15 protein-coding genes are annotated in these 16,638 nt (G+C 60.6%); 10 read left to right on the top strand and 5 right to left on the bottom strand.

Translation table 11 applies throughout. The annotated features are described in order from the left end of the window. Positions 1-125 precede the first annotated feature (125 nt). The 8 genes from bioF to HXW87_RS00420 all read left to right on the top strand — a co-directional run bounded on the left by bioF (position 126) and on the right by HXW87_RS00420 (position 9,446). Entirely contained in the window at positions 126-1,304 is a 1,179-nt protein-coding gene (bioF, locus tag HXW87_RS00455) for an 8-amino-7-oxononanoate synthase (protein ID WP_239778299.1), read from the top strand. Then, on the top strand, positions 1,297-2,028 hold the full coding sequence (locus HXW87_RS00450) for an alpha/beta fold hydrolase (RefSeq protein WP_239778298.1): 732 nt from the start codon (positions 1,297-1,299) through the stop codon (positions 2,026-2,028). Before bioF ends, HXW87_RS00450 begins: the two co-directional genes overlap by 8 nt. Further along, positions 2,021-2,833, top strand: a complete 813-nt coding sequence (gene bioC, locus HXW87_RS00445; RefSeq protein ID WP_239778297.1) for a malonyl-ACP O-methyltransferase BioC — start codon at positions 2,021-2,023, stop codon at positions 2,831-2,833. Before HXW87_RS00450 ends, bioC begins: the two co-directional genes overlap by 8 nt. After that, on the top strand, positions 2,830-3,510 hold the full coding sequence (gene bioD, locus HXW87_RS00440) for a dethiobiotin synthase (RefSeq protein WP_095668158.1): 681 nt from the start codon (positions 2,830-2,832) through the stop codon (positions 3,508-3,510). The genes bioC and bioD overlap by 4 nt, the downstream gene beginning before the upstream one ends. A gap of 108 nt (positions 3,511-3,618) precedes the next feature. Next, complete coding sequence (locus HXW87_RS00435; RefSeq protein WP_047297018.1) at positions 3,619-3,915, top strand: hypothetical protein; 297 nt, start codon at positions 3,619-3,621, stop codon at positions 3,913-3,915. 276 nt (positions 3,916-4,191) lie between these two features. Beyond that, positions 4,192-5,997, top strand: coding sequence for a phenylacyl-CoA dehydrogenase (locus HXW87_RS00430; RefSeq protein ID WP_041069986.1), 1,806 nt, complete (start codon positions 4,192-4,194; stop codon positions 5,995-5,997). A gap of 191 nt (positions 5,998-6,188) precedes the next feature. After that, a complete protein-coding gene (locus HXW87_RS00425) occupies positions 6,189-7,478 on the top strand; it encodes a GGDEF domain-containing protein (RefSeq protein ID WP_041069989.1) in 1,290 nt (429 codons plus the stop codon). Positions 7,479-7,667: 189 nt separating this feature from the next. Beyond that, positions 7,668-9,446: an acyl-CoA dehydrogenase C-terminal domain-containing protein gene (locus HXW87_RS00420; RefSeq protein WP_131670542.1), complete on the top strand. Its 1,779-nt coding sequence runs from the start codon at positions 7,668-7,670 to the stop codon at positions 9,444-9,446. Between the two features lie 227 nt (positions 9,447-9,673). Here HXW87_RS00420 and HXW87_RS00415 read toward each other — a convergent pair whose 3' ends face one another. Next, entirely contained in the window at positions 9,674-10,603 is a 930-nt protein-coding gene (locus HXW87_RS00415; protein ID WP_239778296.1) for a LysR family transcriptional regulator, read from the bottom strand. 169 nt (positions 10,604-10,772) lie between these two features. Between HXW87_RS00415 and HXW87_RS00410 the strand changes: the two genes are divergently transcribed. Together HXW87_RS00410 and HXW87_RS00405 are read left to right on the top strand one after the other, a co-directional pair. Beyond that, positions 10,773-12,056 (top strand): aminotransferase class III-fold pyridoxal phosphate-dependent enzyme, encoded by a 1,284-nt coding sequence (locus HXW87_RS00410; protein WP_239778295.1) that lies wholly within the window; start codon positions 10,773-10,775, stop codon positions 12,054-12,056. A gap of 196 nt (positions 12,057-12,252) precedes the next feature. Further along, entirely contained in the window at positions 12,253-12,411 is a 159-nt protein-coding gene (locus HXW87_RS00405) for a YqaE/Pmp3 family membrane protein (RefSeq protein ID WP_003228885.1), read from the top strand. 148 nt (positions 12,412-12,559) lie between these two features. Here the strand turns inward: HXW87_RS00405 and HXW87_RS00400 are convergent, their stop codons facing one another. From HXW87_RS00400 to pqqC, 4 genes are read right to left on the bottom strand one after another with little or no spacing between them, the layout of a single operon-like run. Then, positions 12,560-14,371, bottom strand: coding sequence for a S9 family peptidase (locus HXW87_RS00400; protein ID WP_239778294.1), 1,812 nt, complete (start codon positions 14,369-14,371; stop codon positions 12,560-12,562). After that, positions 14,337-15,509 (bottom strand): pyrroloquinoline quinone biosynthesis protein PqqE, encoded by a 1,173-nt coding sequence (gene pqqE, locus HXW87_RS00395; RefSeq protein ID WP_239778293.1) that lies wholly within the window; start codon positions 15,507-15,509, stop codon positions 14,337-14,339. Before pqqE ends, HXW87_RS00400 begins: the two co-directional genes overlap by 35 nt. Next, positions 15,481-15,756: a pyrroloquinoline quinone biosynthesis peptide chaperone PqqD gene (pqqD, locus tag HXW87_RS00390; protein ID WP_041070005.1), complete on the bottom strand. Its 276-nt coding sequence runs from the start codon at positions 15,754-15,756 to the stop codon at positions 15,481-15,483. Before pqqD ends, pqqE begins: the two co-directional genes overlap by 29 nt. After that, on the bottom strand, positions 15,753-16,505 hold the full coding sequence (gene pqqC, locus HXW87_RS00385; RefSeq protein WP_003228879.1) for a pyrroloquinoline-quinone synthase PqqC: 753 nt from the start codon (positions 16,503-16,505) through the stop codon (positions 15,753-15,755). Before pqqC ends, pqqD begins: the two co-directional genes overlap by 4 nt. Positions 16,506-16,638 lie beyond the last annotated feature (133 nt).

Genomic DNA, 16,638 nt, shown 5'->3' with positions numbered 1-16,638 from the left:
GTACGGATTCCATGTAGGAGCTGCCGAAGGCTGCGATCTTTTGATGTTGTTTTTTAAAAGACAAGCTCAAAAGATCGCAGCCTTCGGCAGCTCCTACATAGTCATTTTTCAAATGTGAGGCCTGCATGTCTTTCGATCTCGCCGCACGCCTTGCTGCCCGCCGTGCTGAAAATCTCTATCGCCAGCGGCCGTTGCTCGAGTCCCCGCAGGGGCCTGAAGTGGTGGTCGACGGTCAGCCGTTGCTGGCGTTCTGCAATAACGACTACCTTGGTCTGGCCAATCATCCGCAGGTGATCGAAGCCTGGCGCGCCGGTGCCGAGCGCTGGGGCGTCGGTGGCGGAGCGTCGCATCTGGTGATCGGCCACAGCGGCCCGCATCACGCGCTGGAAGAAGCCCTCGCCGATCTCACTGGCCGGCCGCGTGCTTTGTTGTTCACTACTGGCTACATGGCCAACCTCGGCGCGGTCACGGCACTGGTGGGGCAGGGCGATGCGGTGTTGGAAGACCGCCTCAATCACGCCTCGTTGCTGGATGCCGGTCTGTTGTCCGGCGCGCGTTTCAATCGTTATCTGCACAACGACGCCGACAGCCTGGCCAAGCGTCTGGAGAAGGCTACCGGCAACACGCTGGTGGTCACCGATGGCGTGTTCAGCATGGACGGCGACATCGCCGATCTGCCCGCGCTGGCCCGGGAAGCCAAGGCCAAGGGCGCGTGGCTGATGGTCGATGATGCCCATGGCTTCGGCCCGCTAGGCGTCAATGGTGGCGGAATCGTCGAGCATTTCGGCCTGAGTCAGGACGATGTGCCGGTGCTGGTCGGCACCCTCGGCAAGGCGTTCGGCACGGCGGGTGCTTTTGTCGCCGGCAGTGAGGAGCTGATCGAAAGCCTGATCCAGTTCGCCCGGCCCTACATCTACACCACCAGCCAGCCACCGGCGCTGGCCTGCGCAACGCTGAAAAGTCTGGAACTACTGCGCACGGAACACTGGCGTCGTGAACATCTGCAGACGCTGATCCGCCAGTTCCGCCACGGCGCCGAGCAGATCGGTCTGCAATTGATGGACAGCTTCACCCCGATCCAGCCGATCCTGATCGGCGATGCCGGTCGCGCCGTGCGCCTGTCGCAGATGCTGCGCGAGCGCGGCTTGATGGTCACGGCAATCCGTCCGCCGACTGTCCCGGCGGGCAGCGCACGCCTGCGCGTGACCCTGACCGCTGCCCACAGCGAGGCGCAGGTGCAGCTATTGTTGGAAGGACTGGCCGATTGCTTTGCCCAACTGCCGCCGGAGCCAAGCCATGCGTGATCGTCTGATTCTGCTGCCCGGCTGGGGCCTTGGTGTTTCGCCGCTGGAGCCTTTGGCCGCAGCATTACAGGGGCTCGACGAGCATCTGAATGTCGAGATCGAGCCGTTGCCCGAACTTGATTCAAGCGACGTGCAGGAGTGGCTCGACGATCTCGATGAACGTATTCCTCAAGATGTGTGGCTAGGCGGCTGGTCGCTGGGCGGCATGCTTGCCTCCGAATTGGCGGCACGGCGCGACGAGCGTTGCTGCGGTCTGCTGACGTTGGCGAGCAATCCTTCTTTCGTGGCTCACGAGCAATGGCCGAGTGCAATGCCGGGCGAGACGTTCGATGCATTTCTTGCCGGCTGCCAGGCCGATCCGCGGCTGACCCTCAAACGATTCTCGCTGTTGTGTGCTCAGGGCGCGCAGGACCCGCGCGGCATGTCGCGACTGCTGCTGGGCGGCGCGCCGAATACGGCCCCCGAAACCTTGTTGGCCGGGCTGGAACTGCTCGCTCAACTGGATACCCGGGAAGCGTTGCAGGCGTTTCGCGGCCCGCAGTTGCACCTGTTCGCCGGGCAGGACGGCCTGGTGCCGGCGGAAGCGGCGGGCGCGTTGTTCGCCCTGTTGCCGGATATCGAAATTGGTCTGATCGAACAGGCCAGTCATGCGTTTCTTCTGGAAGATCCCCATGGCGTGGCGGGTGCGATCCAGGCTTTTCTACACGAGTGCGGTGATGACTGATTTGTCTCTAGTTGCGCTGCCCGGCGGCTTGCCCGACAAGCGCCAGGTCGCGGCCTCTTTCTCCCGTGCGGCGGCCAGCTACGACAGTGTTGCCGAATTGCAGCGTGACGTCGGCTCACAGTTGCTGCAGCGGTTGCCGGAAGATTTTCTGCCGTCACGCTGGCTGGATCTTGGCTGTGGCACCGGCTATTTCACTCGCGCATTGGCCGAGCGATATGTCGAGGGGCAGGGGCTGGCACTGGATATCGCCGAGGGCATGCTCAATCACGCACGGCCACTGGGCGGCGCGCAGCATTTCATCGCGGGTGATGCGGAGCGTCTGCCATTGCAGGATTCGACCTGCGAGCTGATCTTCTCCAGCCTCGCGGTGCAGTGGTGTGCGGACTTCGAATCGGTGCTCAGCGAAGCTTTTCGTGTGCTCAAGCCGGGCGGGATTTTCGCGTTTGCTAGTCTTTGTGTCGGGACGTTGTACGAATTGCGCGACAGTTGGCGGCAGGTGGATGGGCTGGTGCACGTCAACCGCTTCCGCGAATTCGCCCGGTATGAGCAGTTGTGCGCCGCCAGTGGCTTGCGTTCGGTGAATCTGCAGAATCAGGCGCATGTGCTGCACTACCCGGATGTGCGCAACCTGACCCACGAACTCAAGGCGCTCGGTGCACACAATCTGAACCCCGGGCGGCCGGGTGGTTTGACCGGGCGGGCGCGGATCCTCGGCCTGATCGAGGCGTATGAACAGTTCCGTCAGCCGCAGGGATTGCCGGCGACTTACCAGGTGGTTTACGCCGTGTTGGAGAAACCCTTATGAGCGCAGCCTATTTCATCACCGGGACTGACACCGATGTCGGCAAGACCACCGTGGCTGCCGGGTTACTGCATGCTGCGCGCTTGGCGGGGCTGAGTACGGCGGCGGGCAAACCGGTGGCTTCGGGGTGCGAGGTAACCGCCAAGGGTTTGCGCAATGCTGACGCGCTGGCGTTGTTGGCTGAATGTTCGGTGCCGCTGACTTATCAACAGGTCAATCCGGTGGCGTTCGAGCCGGCCATCGCGCCGCATCTGGCGGCGCGCGAGGCGGGTGTCGCGCTGACCGTGCAATCGCTGTTGGCGCCGATGCGCGAAATTCTGGCACTGAATGCCGATTTCACCTTGATTGAAGGGGCCGGTGGCTGGCGGGTACCGTTGGCGGATCAGGACAATCTGTCGGATCTGGCCATCGCGCTGAAGCTGCCGGTGATTCTGGTGGTGGGCGTGCGCCTGGGCTGTATCAGTCATGCCTTGCTGACGGCCGAGGCAATTGCCCGCGATGGTCTGCAACTGGCCGGTTGGGTGGCGAATATCATCGATCCGAAGACGTCGCGGCTGGAAGAGAATCTGGCGACGCTGGCCGAGCGGCTTCCAGCGCCGTGTCTGGGGCGCGTGCCGAAACTCAAGGCGCTCAGTGCCGAAGCGGTGGCTGCCCACTTGCAGCTCGATCTGCTGGACTAATGCTTTTGCTATGACAGGGCACTGTGCCATCAGTATTTTTGACGGGTGTTTTTCTGACGCCTCTGCTTCAATGGCAACCATTGATCCTTCCCAAGGATGAGAACTCCCATGGAAATCACCGGTAACACAGCTTTTTATGCGGGTTTGAGCACCATTCAAACCGGGCAGAATCGTGTCGATCAGGCCGCCAGCCAGATCGCCAATAATACGATCGAGCGTTCGGTTACCAGCCAGTCTTCCGAGGCGCAGATTGATCGCCTGCGCGGTATCGACCGCAGCCAGCAAATGGATCCGGGCAGCGCCATGGCCGAAATGGCCCAGGGCAAGTTTCAGGTGGAGCTGGGCACCAAGGTCGCCAAGGCTTCCGATGAAATGCTCGGGACGATCATTGATACGTTTGCCTGATTTATCACATTCATCGTTTGCCGAACGCCGCGCTTTGTCGCGGCGTTTTTCGTTGTAAGTCCTTCTCCCTCAACTAATCTTTTTTCATTACCCGTGGCGCTTTGCAGCACATGGCCGTTTGCTGTGTCCGGCGTTTGAAAAAAGTCATGACGAACGGCAAAAGATCGACGCTTGACAAGATTTCGGCGTAAACGTATGTTTCAAACAACTGTTTGACCGTCACAACAAATCAACGCGGTCGTTCATTCCCGGTTACATCAGCAGAGGTTTATCGCTATGCCTGACTACAAGGCCCCCTTGCGTGATATTCGCTTCGTTCGTGACGAACTGCTCGGCTACGAAGCGCACTATCAGAGCCTTCCAGCTTGCTCCGAAGCAACGCCGGACATGGTTGACGCCATCCTCGAAGAAGGCGCCAAGTTTTGTGAGCAGGTATTGGCACCGCTGAACCGCGTGGGCGACCTCGAAGGCTGCACCTGGAGCGAGTCCGGTGTGAAAACCCCGACGGGCTTCAAAGAGGCTTACAAGCAATTCGTCGAAGGCGGCTGGCCAAGCCTGGCGCACGACGTCGAGCACGGCGGTCAGGGCCTGCCGGAGTCGCTGGGTCTGGCTGTGAGCGAAATGGTCGGTGAAGCCAACTGGTCGTGGGGCATGTACCCAGGCCTGTCGCACGGCGCGATGAACACCATCTCCGAGCACGGCACCCCTGAGCAGCAAGAAGCCTATTTGACCAAACTGGTTTCCGGCGAGTGGACCGGCACCATGTGCCTGACCGAACCGCACTGCGGCACCGACCTGGGCATGCTGCGCACCAAGGCCGAGCCTCAGGCCGATGGCTCCTACAAGGTTTCCGGGACCAAGATCTTCATCTCGGCCGGTGAACACGACATGGCCGACAACATCGTCCACATCGTACTGGCCCGCCTGCCGGACGCACCGGCTGGTACCAAAGGCATTTCCCTGTTCATCGTTCCAAAATTCCTGCCGAACGCCGATGGCACCATCGGTGCGCGCAACGCAGTGAGCTGCGGTTCGCTGGAACACAAGATGGGTATCCACGGTAACGCGACCTGCGTGATGAACTTCGACGGCGCCACCGGTTTCCTGATCGGCCCGGCGAACAAAGGCCTGAACTGCATGTTCACCTTCATGAACACCGCACGTCTGGGTACCGCGCTGCAAGGTCTGGCTCACGCCGAAATCGGCTTCCAGGGCGGCCTGAAATATGCTCGTGATCGTCTGCAAATGCGCTCTCTGACTGGCCCGAAAGCGCCGGACAAGGCCGCTGACCCGATCATCGTGCACCCTGACGTACGTCGCATGCTGCTGACCATGAAGGCCTTCGCCGAAGGCAACCGCGCGATGGTGTACTTCACCGCCAAACAGGTCGACATCGTCAAGTACGGCGTCGACGAAGAAGAGAAGAAGAAGGCCGACGCACTGCTGGCGTTCATGACGCCGATCGCCAAGGCGTTCATGACCGAAGTCGGTTTCGAAGCCGCCAACCATGGCGTGCAGATCTACGGTGGTCACGGTTTCATCGCCGAGTGGGGCATGGAGCAGAACGTTCGCGACAGCCGCATTTCGATGCTGTACGAAGGCACCACCGGCATCCAGGCACTCGACCTGCTGGGCCGTAAAGTGCTGATGACTCAAGGCGAGGCCCTGAAAGGCTTCACCAAGATCGTTCACAAGTTCTGCCAGAACAACGAAGGCAACGAAGCCGTCAAAGAATTCGTTGCACCGCTGGCTGCACTGAACAAGGAATGGGGCGAGCTGACCATGAAGGTCGGTATGGCAGCCATGAAAGACCGTGAAGAAGTCGGCGCGGCCTCCGTGGACTACCTGATGTACTCCGGTTACGCCTGCCTGGCCTACTTCTGGGCTGACATGGCGCGCCTGGCTGCTGAAAAACTGGCTGCCGGCACCACCGACGAGGCGTTCTACACCGCCAAGCTGCAAACCGCGCGCTTCTACTTCCAGCGCATCCTGCCACGTACCCGTACCCACGTGGCCACCATGCTGTCGGGCGCCAATAACCTGATGGACATGAAAGAAGAAGACTTCGCACTGGGCTACTAAGCCTCAACGCGGTCTGACCAAACCGCTGCTCCTCCGGGGGCAGCGGTTTTTTTGTTGCTGAATCGCTCAGCAACCCGGCTTTTCTGCCGTTAAAGAGACTGCCTGTGATCTGGATCACATTGTGTGTGCTTAACTGGCCACATTGCAGGCACAATGCCATCTCTTTGATATGACGGGTCGGAGCTTTACCCTTGCCGCGTTCTTCCGCTGTACGTTTCAGTCATTTCCTGCCTTCACTGCTGTTATTGCTTGCGGGGTTGGCGGCTGCGTACGTCAAAGACCTCAACGTATTCTTTACTTCACTGTTCAACGTGCTGCCGACCCTGGTGCTGCTGTTGGGCGGCGCTTACTGTGCGGTTTACCGGCGTCAGCGCGAACTGTTTCTGATGCTCACGGTGTACATCGCCTACTTTCTGCTCGACACCCAGACTGACTATTACCGCGATAACGGCAAAGTGCGCGAAGACGCCGCCGTGGTGTTCCACCTTGTCTGTCTGCTGTTGCCGTTGTTATTCGGGCTGTTCGCCGCGTGGCAGGAGCGCACCCATCTTTTTCAGGACATGGTCGCGCGATTCGCCGTGCTGCTGGCCTTTGGCAGCGTCGCCCTCGGCCTTGAGCAAAGTTATCCCCAGGCGTTGCTGATGTGGCTCTCGGAAATCCGCTGGCCAGCGCTGCACGGCGCCTGGATGAGCCTGATCCAGATGTCCTATCCGGTGTTTCTCTCGGCGTTCCTGTTGCTGGCCTGGCAATACTGGCGCAACCCGCGCCCGTTGCATGCGGCACAACTGGTCGGCTTGCTCGGGTTGTTCTGGATGCTGCCGAAAACCTTCATCCTGCCGTTCACCCTGAACATCATGTGCAGTCAGGTGATGCTGATGATTGCCGCCGCCGTGGCGCATGAGGCCTACCAAATGGCCTTCCGCGATGAGCTGACTGGTTTGCCGGGGCGGCGTGCGCTTAATGAGCGCATGCAGCGCCTGGGTCGCAATTATGTGTTGGCGATGAGCGACGTCGATCACTTCAAGAAATTCAACGACACTCACGGTCATGACGTTGGTGATCAGGTGCTGCGCCTGGTCGCGAGCAAACTGTCGAAAATCAGCGGTGGCGGCAGGGCATATCGCTATGGTGGTGAGGAATTCGCCTTGGTGTTTGCGGGCAAAACCCTCGAGGAATGCATGCCGCACCTGGAAGTGATCCGCGAGTCGATTGCTTCCTACAACATTCAGTTGCGTAATCAGGAAAACCGTCCGCAAGATGACCAGCAAGGTCGTCAGCGGCGTGGCGGCAGCGGTGCTTCCAGTGTCTCGGTGACGGTCAGTATCGGTGTTGCCGAACGCGTCGAGCAGCGCACCCCGGAAGAAGTCCTCAAGTCTGCCGACCAGGCGTTGTACAGCGCCAAGGGCGCCGGGCGTAACTGCGTCATGGCGTTCGGTCAGAACCGTCGCGGCGCGGTGCGCATGGACAGCGCCGCGGGCTGAGTCAAGCCACACGCCATCGCTCAAAAGCCCGCTGATTGCGGGCTTTGTTTTATCGCTGAATGTTGATGACCAAAAATAACAAATCAGTCACCGGTTGACCCTATGTGTCGCAAAAGTTGTTGAGGTACACTCGGCCTCAACGAAAACACTCTTCCACGAATCACCTGTTTAGATCTTGCGAGGTTTGCCATGGCTGACTACAAAGCGCCGCTGCGCGATATGCGCTTCGTCCTCAATGAAGTATTCGAAGTCGCCAAACTCTGGGCCGAACTGCCGGCCTTGGCCGAGACTGTCGATGCAGAAACCGTAGAAGCCATTCTCGAAGAAGCCGGCAAGGTCACCAGCAAAAGCATCGCGCCTCTGAGCCGTGCTGCCGATGAAGAAGGCTGCCACTGGAAGGACGGCGCCGTTACCACGCCCGCCGGTTTCCCGCAGGCCTATCAGACTTACGCTGAGGGCGGCTGGGTCGGTGTCGGTGGCGATCCGGCCTACGGCGGCATGGGCATGCCCAAAGCCGTTTCGGCGCAGGTCGAAGAAATGGTCAACTCCGCCAGCCTGTCGTTCGGTCTGTACCCGATGCTGACCGCCGGTGCCTGCCTGTCGATCAACGCCCACGCCAGCGAAGAGCTGAAAGCCGCCTACCTGCCGAACATGTATGCCGGGATCTGGGCCGGTTCCATGTGCCTGACCGAGCCGCATGCCGGCACCGACCTGGGCATCATCCGCACCAAGGCCGAACCGCAGGCTGACGGTACCTACAAGGTCAGCGGCACCAAGATTTTCATTACCGGCGGTGAGCACGATCTCACCGAGAACATTATCCACCTGGTGCTGGCGAAACTGCCGGACGCCCCGGCCGGTCCGAAAGGCATTTCGCTGTTCCTGGTGCCGAAGTTCATGGTCAATGCCGATGGCAGCCTGGGCGCGCGCAACCCGGCAAACTGCGGTTCGATCGAGCACAAGATGGGCATCCAGGCATCCGCGACCTGCGTGATGAACTTCGACGAAGCCGTGGGTTATCTGGTCGGCGAGCCGAACAAGGGCCTGGCGGCGATGTTCACCATGATGAACTACGAACGTCTGGGCGTCGGCATTCAAGGCCTGGCCAGCGGCGAGCGCTCCTATCAGAACGCCGTCGAATACGCGCGCGATCGTCTGCAGAGCCGTTCGCCGACCGGCGCGCAGAACAAGGACAAGGTTGCCGACCCGATCATCGTTCATCCGGACGTACGTCGCATGCTGCTGACCATGAAAGCCTCGAACGAGGGCGGTCGCGCCTTCTCGACCTACGTGGCAATGCAACTCGACACCGCCAAGTTCAGCGAAGACGCCACCACCCGCAAGCGCGCAGAAGATCTGGTCGCGTTGCTGACCCCGGTGGCCAAGGCATTCCTCACCGACCTGGGCCTGGAAACCACCGTCCACGGCCAGCAGATTTTCGGCGGCCACGGTTACATCCGCGAGTGGGGTCAGGAGCAACTGGTGCGTGACGTGCGTATCACCCAGATCTACGAAGGCACCAACGGCATTCAGGCCCTGGACCTGGTCGGGCGCAAGATCGTCGGCAGCGGCGGCGCGTTCTACAAGCTGTTCGCTGACGAGATCCGCCACTTCACCGCAACCGCCAGCGCTGACCTCGGCGAATTCACCAAGCCGTTGAACGATGCCGTCAGCACCCTCGACGAGCTGACGGCGTGGCTGCTGGATCGGGCGAAAACCAATCCGAACGAAATCGGCGCGGCTTCGGTCGAATATTTGCAAGCGTTCGGCTACACCGCTTATGCCTACATGTGGGCACTGATGGCGAAAGCCGCACTCGGCAAAGAAGCGCAGGACGATTTCTACGCCAGCAAGCTAGGCACCGCGCGCTTCTATTTCGCCCGTCTGCTGCCGCGTATCCACTCGCTGAGCGCATCGGTGAAGGCCGGCAGCGAGTCGCTGTTCCTGCTGAGTGCTGAGCAGTTCTGATGATGTAACGTCATGTAAGCATTCTCTTACATGACGTGCTGCTGTTCTCCCATAGGCGTAGATTGGATCCACAGCTAATCTACAACTCATGGACGTCGCGCAGGAAGCGCAAAGCAACAACACGGACACGTAGGATTCTGCCAGGGTGGCGGAGTGAAATGGATGTCAGGGAAACAGTCTGCAAAGCCCCGCTTCGGCGGGGTTTTCTTTTGTCTGAAGAAAAGTTTTCAGAGCAACGGATCCAGTGGTGGCGCGGCTTTCAGCGGTTTGTCTTCACGCTGAATCACCTCTTCCAGCAACGTGCGCAGCAATGCCAAAGACGCCTGCTGGCGCTGCACATCGCGACACACCAGGCCAACCTGCAGGGGCACCCGTGGCTCGCTCAGCGGTTTCCACAGCAGATCCTGATCGTCGTATTCCCTCTGTGAGCGCCCGGGCAGCACCGTCGCCAGTTTGGTGTGCGGCAAACTGTCGAGAATCCCCAGCATATTGTTCAGCTCGGCCTGCACTTGCGGGCGTCGCCCCAGGCTGGTTAGTTGCGCCTGCCAGATCTGCCGGATCTGAAACTCTTCGCCCAGCAGCAACATCGGCAATTCCGCTGCCTGTCGCATCGAGACCTTCTTGAATTCACGCAGCGGATGATCCGCCGGGATCACCAGCGTCAGCTCATCTTCATACAGCATCACGCCATGCAGCCCGGGTTGTCGCGGTGGCAGGTAGCTGATGCCGATATCCAGCGAGCCGTTGAGCAGGCGGCGCTCGATCTCCAGACCGGTCAGCTCGTAAATCTGCACCACCAGATGCGGCTGCGCCTTTCGCACCCGCTCGAGCATTTGCGGGACGAGGCTGGTGTGTACGGTTTGCAGTACGCCGATCGCCAAGGTGCGCAAAGCCTGGCCCTTGAAATTGCCCAATGCCTCGCGCGCGCGCTGCAATCCATCGAGCAGTGGCAGGGCGTGGTTGTACAGGGTGTGCGCGGCGAGGGTCGGTAGCAGGCGTTTGCTGCTACGTTCGAACAGGGTGACGTCGAGGTTCTGCTCGAGCTGGCGGATCTGTTGCGAGAGCGCCGGTTGCGAGATCGACAGGCGCTCAGCGGCCCGGCCCACATGGCCTTCTTCGTAGACCGCGACGAAATAACGCAGTTGTTTGAAATCCATAAGTAATGCTTATCGAAAATGCTGGTAAATCGAAATGGCCCGAAGCCGGCTGTGAGCCTAGTCTAACCGCAATCACAAGGCTTACAGGGCCAAAGAGCGCGATGAATAGCGTTTGCTTCGACAGTGTTTGCATAGGCAGTTCAAAAAACCTCAAACGAGGTTTTTTTCAATGAATCTGTTCTGTTTGCGGCGCCAGGCGCCGAGTCTTGATGACCTTGCGTTCGAGATCCATCCCGCCGGGGCAGGCGACAGTCTGAATGCCGAGCGCTTGATGCCCAGCGTCGAGCGCCCGCTGCAGGTGTTCGTTCGTGGTCAGGGTTCCTGGCTGTGGGACGGTCATGATCGCGCCTACCTCGACTTCTCCCAGGCCGGCGGTGCCAACAGTCTGGGGCACAGCCCCTCGGCGCTGGTCAAAGCGATTGCCAGTCAGGCGCAGGCACTGATCAATCCCGGTTTCAATCTGCACAATCGCGGCATGCTCAACCTTGCCGAACGTTTGTGTGCCAGCACTTCCAGCGACCAGGCTTACTTGCTCAACAGTGGCAGCGAGGCCTGTGAAGCGGCAATCAAACTGGCGCGCAAATGGGGCCAGCTGCATCGTGGTGGGGCGTCGCGAATCATCGTGGCGAAGCAAGGTTGTCACGGCCGTAGTCTGGCGACGATTTCCGCATCAGACAGTTGCAACCTGCACAACCGTTTCGCTCCGCTGCTGCCAGGTTTCGATCTGGTGCCATTCAACGACCTGCCGGCGCTGCATGCGGCTGTCGATGCGCAAACCGTGGCGATCATGCTTGAGCCGATTCAGAGCGATGCCGGGGTTATTCCGGCCACTGAGCATTACCTCAAAGGCGTTGAACGGCTGTGCCGCGAACTGGGCATTCTGCTGATCCTCGACGAAGTGCAGACCGGTATCGGCCGCTGTGGCACTTTGCTCGCCGAGCAGTCTTACGGTGTGCGCGCCGATATTGTCGTACTCGGCAAGGGCCTGGGTGGTGGTGTGCCGCTGGCAGCGCTGCTGGCCCGAGGCAAGGCCTGCTGCTTTGATGCCGGGGAACTGGGCGGCACTCATCACGGCAACGCACTGATGACCGCGGCCGGTCTGGTGGTGCTCGACAGCGTGCAGGACCGGGCCTTTCTCGAACAGGTCAAAGACCACGGTCAGCACTTGCGCGAGGGACTCGCGCGTCTGGCGCACCGTTACGGCCATGGCGAACTGCGTGGTCAAGGCCTGTTCTGGGGATTGAGCCTGTCAGAGGATTGCGCCGATGCCGTAGTCAGTGCCGCCCTGCATGAAGGCCTGCTGCTCAATGCGCCGCAAGCCGATTGCCTGCGTTTCACCCCGGCACTCACCGTCAGCAAGGCCAACATCGACGAAATGCTCCTGCGCCTGGCCCGCGCCTTCTCGCGGGTGCGCACCGCGCAACTGCAATGCCGCAAAGGGATTGCCGTCTGACCTGAAGTTTCCTGCCCGATTTCAAGAACCGTCTCGCGGTATAACGCACGCCTCACGCCTGATTCTTTTGGCGTGGGGCGTTTTTTTATGCCCGATAGTGGCGATCAAATGGCGTTTGCACTGAACCCTGACGAACGGCGCAGGTCGATTAGCTTGTATGGCTCATGTGAGCCAACCCCCATTCAGGAGCTGACCCATGGACTTCATTCGTATCATCATCGCCATTCTGTTGCCGCCACTGGGTGTGTTTCTGCAGGTCGGGTTCGGCGGGGCGTTCTGGCTGAACATTCTGCTGACGCTGTGTGGTTATATCCCGGGGATCGTGCATGCGGTGTACATCATCGCCAAGCGCTGAGTTCAGCGGCGCGAGATAGATTGCTATCGCGGGCAAGCCCGCTCCCACAGTGTTTTCGGTAGGTCACACATTTTGTGTACACCAAAGAACCTGTGGGAGCGGGCTTGCCCGCGATGGGGGCGGCGCCATTTTGAAAGAAGTGCGGTATTCAGTCCGCCAACCCCATCGCCCGCCGATAAAACGTCCACTCCTGCTCCAGCGCATGTGCCTGATTCACCGCCCGGCGAAAACCATGGCGCTCTTCTGCGTAGTAATGCGCCTCGACCGGGATGCCATTGCGTTCCAGCGCCGTGACCATGTCGCGGGTCTGTTGCGGCACCACCACGGCATCCAGTTCACCCTGAAAGAAGATCACCGGCACCCGGATGTTGTTCGCGTGTAGCAAAGGTGTGCGTGCGGCGTAGCGCTCGACGTCCTGCTGGGGATCGCCGATCAGCCAGTCGAGATAATCGCCTTCAAATTTGTGCGTCGCCCGGGCCAGTGCCACCGGGTCGCTGACGCCGTAGAGGCTGGCGCCCGCGCGGAACACCTGATGAAACGCCAGCGCACACAACGTGGTGTAACCCCCGGCGCTACCGCCGCGGATAAACGCGCGCTCGCCGTCGATCAGACCTTGTCTGGCCAGATACGCCACCACCGCGCAGGCGTCCTCGACGTCCACCTCGCCCCAGCTCAGATGCAACGCTTGACGGTATTCGCGGCCATAACCGCTACTGCCGCGGTAGTTGAGGTCGGCGACAGCAAAACCGCGTTGCGTCCAGTACTGGATGCGCGGGTCGAGCATCGGGTAGCAGGCCGAGGTCGGGCCGCCGTGGATGAACACCACCAGTGGTGGCTGCGCTTCGTCGTTCATCGCCGGATAAAAGAAACCGTGGGCCTCCCCGCTGCCGCTCGGGTAGCGCAAGGTCTGCGGCCGGCTGATGCGTTCCGCCGGCAGTGGCGCAATACCACCGGCCAGCACATTCACTTCGCGGCTGGAGCGATCAATGGCTATCACCGCCGAGGGGCTGATTGGCGAGGCGGCGATGCAATAGATGAGTTGCTGATCCAGCGCCAGGTGCCGGAAACGACTGTAGTCGCCGGTGAAGTCGTCGCCGTCGAGCGCCAGGCGACCAAAACCGCCCTCGGTCCAGCTCGCCAGAAACGAATCGCCCACCGGCAACCAGGTGCAACCACCCAGTTGCCAAGGGGCGGGCGCATGATCGGCCTCGGCGCAGGGCAGCCGCTGCAAACCGTCAGACGTTTCGCCCCACGGCTGCCAGAAGCCGCCGCGATCGGTCAGGCAGTACAGGCGATTTTCAGTGTCGAATCGCGGTTGCTGGATCGACTCTTCAAGTTCAGCTCCCGCCAGGCAACGCGTTGCGCCAAAGCCACCCTCAGCCAGACGCTCGGCGACCATCAATCGCGTACACGTCCATGGCTGATGTGGTCGGCTCCACTCGATCCACGCCAAACGTCGGCCATCCGGGCTGATGGTGGGTGCAGCATAGAAATCCGCACCTTCAGTCAGCAAATGCCGGGTGCCGTCAGCCAGATCAATGGCGACGAGTCGATGCTGATCTTGCTGCTCCTCAACCGCCAGAACCTGCCCGCATGCAAAATGCAGATCACCATAACGACACTCGCCTGACGTCAGCGCTTCAGGCGTACCCTGCAACGTCTGCCGATACAACTGTTGATCCGTCTCATTGACGAAAACCACCCCGTCTGGCGTCAGACAAAACGCGCCACCGCCATATTCGTACACCCGGCTACGCACGCTGAAGCCATTCGGCGTCAGACATTTCGCCGCGTCGTCGCGCCAGTGCCAGATCCGGCACGCGGCGTCTTCGGGGCGATATTCATTCCAGAACAAACCGTGAATGCCAAGTTGCAGTTCGGCGAAATCCATTCCGGCGGCGACGGCCTGGGTGGCGCTGAAAGGCTCAGCCCTTGGCGATGAGGCGTGAGTTTCGTTCATTACGGAAGGCCAGTTGTTCGATGGTCTGGGTGGCGGTCTCGGCTTCTTCGCGGGCCTTGAGAATCACGCCGTGATGGTCGGACTTGCTGCACACCGGATCGGCGTTACTCGCGTCCCCCGTGAGCATGAACGCCTGACAGCGGCAGCCGCCGAAGTCCTGTTCCTTCTCGTCGCAGGAGCGGCACGGCTCGGGCATCCAGTCATAGCCGCGAAAGCGGTTGAAGCCGAATGAGTCGTACCAGATGTGCTGCATGCTGTGGTCGCGCACATTGGGAAATTGTACCTGCAGTTGACGGGCGCCATGACAGGGCAGCGCAGTGCCGTCCGGAGTCACCGTCAGAAAGACGCTGCCCCAGCCGTTCATGCAGGCTTTCGGGCGTTCTTCGTAGTAATCCGGGGTGACGAAAATCAACTTGCAGGGATGTCCTTCGGCTTCCAGTTTGGCGCGATATTCGTTGGTGATGCGTTCGGCACGCACCAACTGTTCCTTGGTCGGCAGCAGGCCGACACGGTTGAGCTGGGCCCAGCCGTAGAACTGGCAGGTGGCGAGCTCGACGAAGTCCGCTTCGAGCGCGATGCACAGCTCGATAATGCGGTCGATCTTGTCGATGTTGTGCCGATGGGTGACAAAGTTCAGCACCATCGGATAGCCGTGGGCCTTCACCGCGCGAGCCATTTCCAGCTTCTGCGCGAAAGCCTTTTTCGAGCCGGCGAGCAGGTTGTTCACCTGCTCGTCGCTGGCCTGGAAACTGATCTGGATGTGATCGAGACCGGCCTTCTTGAAGTCACTGATCTTCTGCTCGGTCAGGCCGATGCCCGAGGTAATCAGGTTGGTGTAGAAACCCAGCTGCCGCGCTTCACGAATCAGCTCGGCAAGATCCTGGCGCACCAGTGGCTCACCACCGGAAAACCCCAATTGCGCGGCGCCCATCTCCCGCGCTTCGCGGAACACCTTGATCCACTGCTCGGTGCTCAGCTCTTTGCCCTGCTCGGCGAAATCCAGCGGATTGGAGCAGTACGGGCATTGCAGCGGGCAGCGGTAGGTCAGCTCGGCGAGTAGCCACAGCGGCAGGCCGACTTCAGGTTTTGGCGGTACTTGCACCGATGTCTCAGGCAAGTTCGATCCAGTGCTGCGCACGGGCAACCTCCATGAATTGCTCGATGTCGTCACCGAGCTCGGGCACGCCGGGGAACTGCTCATCGAGTTTGGCGATGATCGCCGCGACATCACGCTCACCGTCGATCAAACCGCCGATCAGCGCGGCGCTGTCGTTGAGCTTGATCATGCCCTCGGGGTAGAGCAGCACGTGGCCTTTTTGCGCCGGTTCGTACTGGAAGCGGTAGCCGGGACGCCAGGTCGGGATCTTGCTGCGATCGAAACTCATAAGGTGATTCCTTTGTGCCAGACCCGTTGTTCGGTGACGCTGTGGTACGGCGGGCGGTTCAGTTCGTAAGCCATGCTCATGGCATCGAGCATGCTCCAAAGAATGTCCAGTTTGAACTGGAGAATTTCCAGCATGCGCTCCTGACCCTCGCGGGTCTTGTAGTGCTCGAGCGTGATCGCCAGACCATGCTCGACATCGCGCCGCGCCTGACCGAGGCGGGTGCGGAAATATTCGTAACCGGCCGGGTCGATCCACGGGTAATGCTGCGGCCAGCTGTCGAGGCGCGACTGGTGGATCTGCGGCGCGAACAGCTCGGTCAACGAGCTGCTGGCGGCTTCCTGCCAACTGGCGCGGCGGGCGAAGTTGACGTAGGCATCGACAGCGAAACGCACGCCGGGCAGCACCAGCTCCTGGGAACGCAACTGATCCGGGTCGAGGCCGACCGCTTGCCCGAGGCGCAGCCAGGCTTCAATCCCGCCGTCTTCACCGGGGGCGCCGTCGTGGTCGAGCAGGCGTTGAATCCACTCGCGACGGATCTCGCGATCCGGGCAATTGGCGAGGATCGCCGCGTCTTTCAGGGGGATGTTCACCTGATAGTAAAAGCGGTTGGCGACCCAGCCCTGAATCTGCTCGCGGGTGGCACGTCCTTCGTACATCGCCACGTGGTACGGGTGGTAGATGTGGTAGTAGGCGCCTTTGGCGCGCAGTGCGGCTTCGAATTCGGTGGGGGACAGCGGGGTGTCGGTCATTGCGGTTCTCCGGGGAACAACCGTTAAAATCTTGGGTGTCTGGTCGGACGTCATCGCTGGCAAGCCAGCTCCCACAGTTTTTGTGTACACCACAGAACACTGTGGGAGCTGGCTTGCCAGCGATGGGGCCATC

The organism is Pseudomonas sp. Y5-11, from assembly GCF_022368695.1.
GTDB classification, from domain to species: domain Bacteria; phylum Pseudomonadota; class Gammaproteobacteria; order Pseudomonadales; family Pseudomonadaceae; genus Aquipseudomonas; species Aquipseudomonas parakoreensis.
The sequence above is the reverse complement of the archived record's forward strand: the minus strand, read 5'-3'. Positions and strand labels throughout refer to the sequence as shown.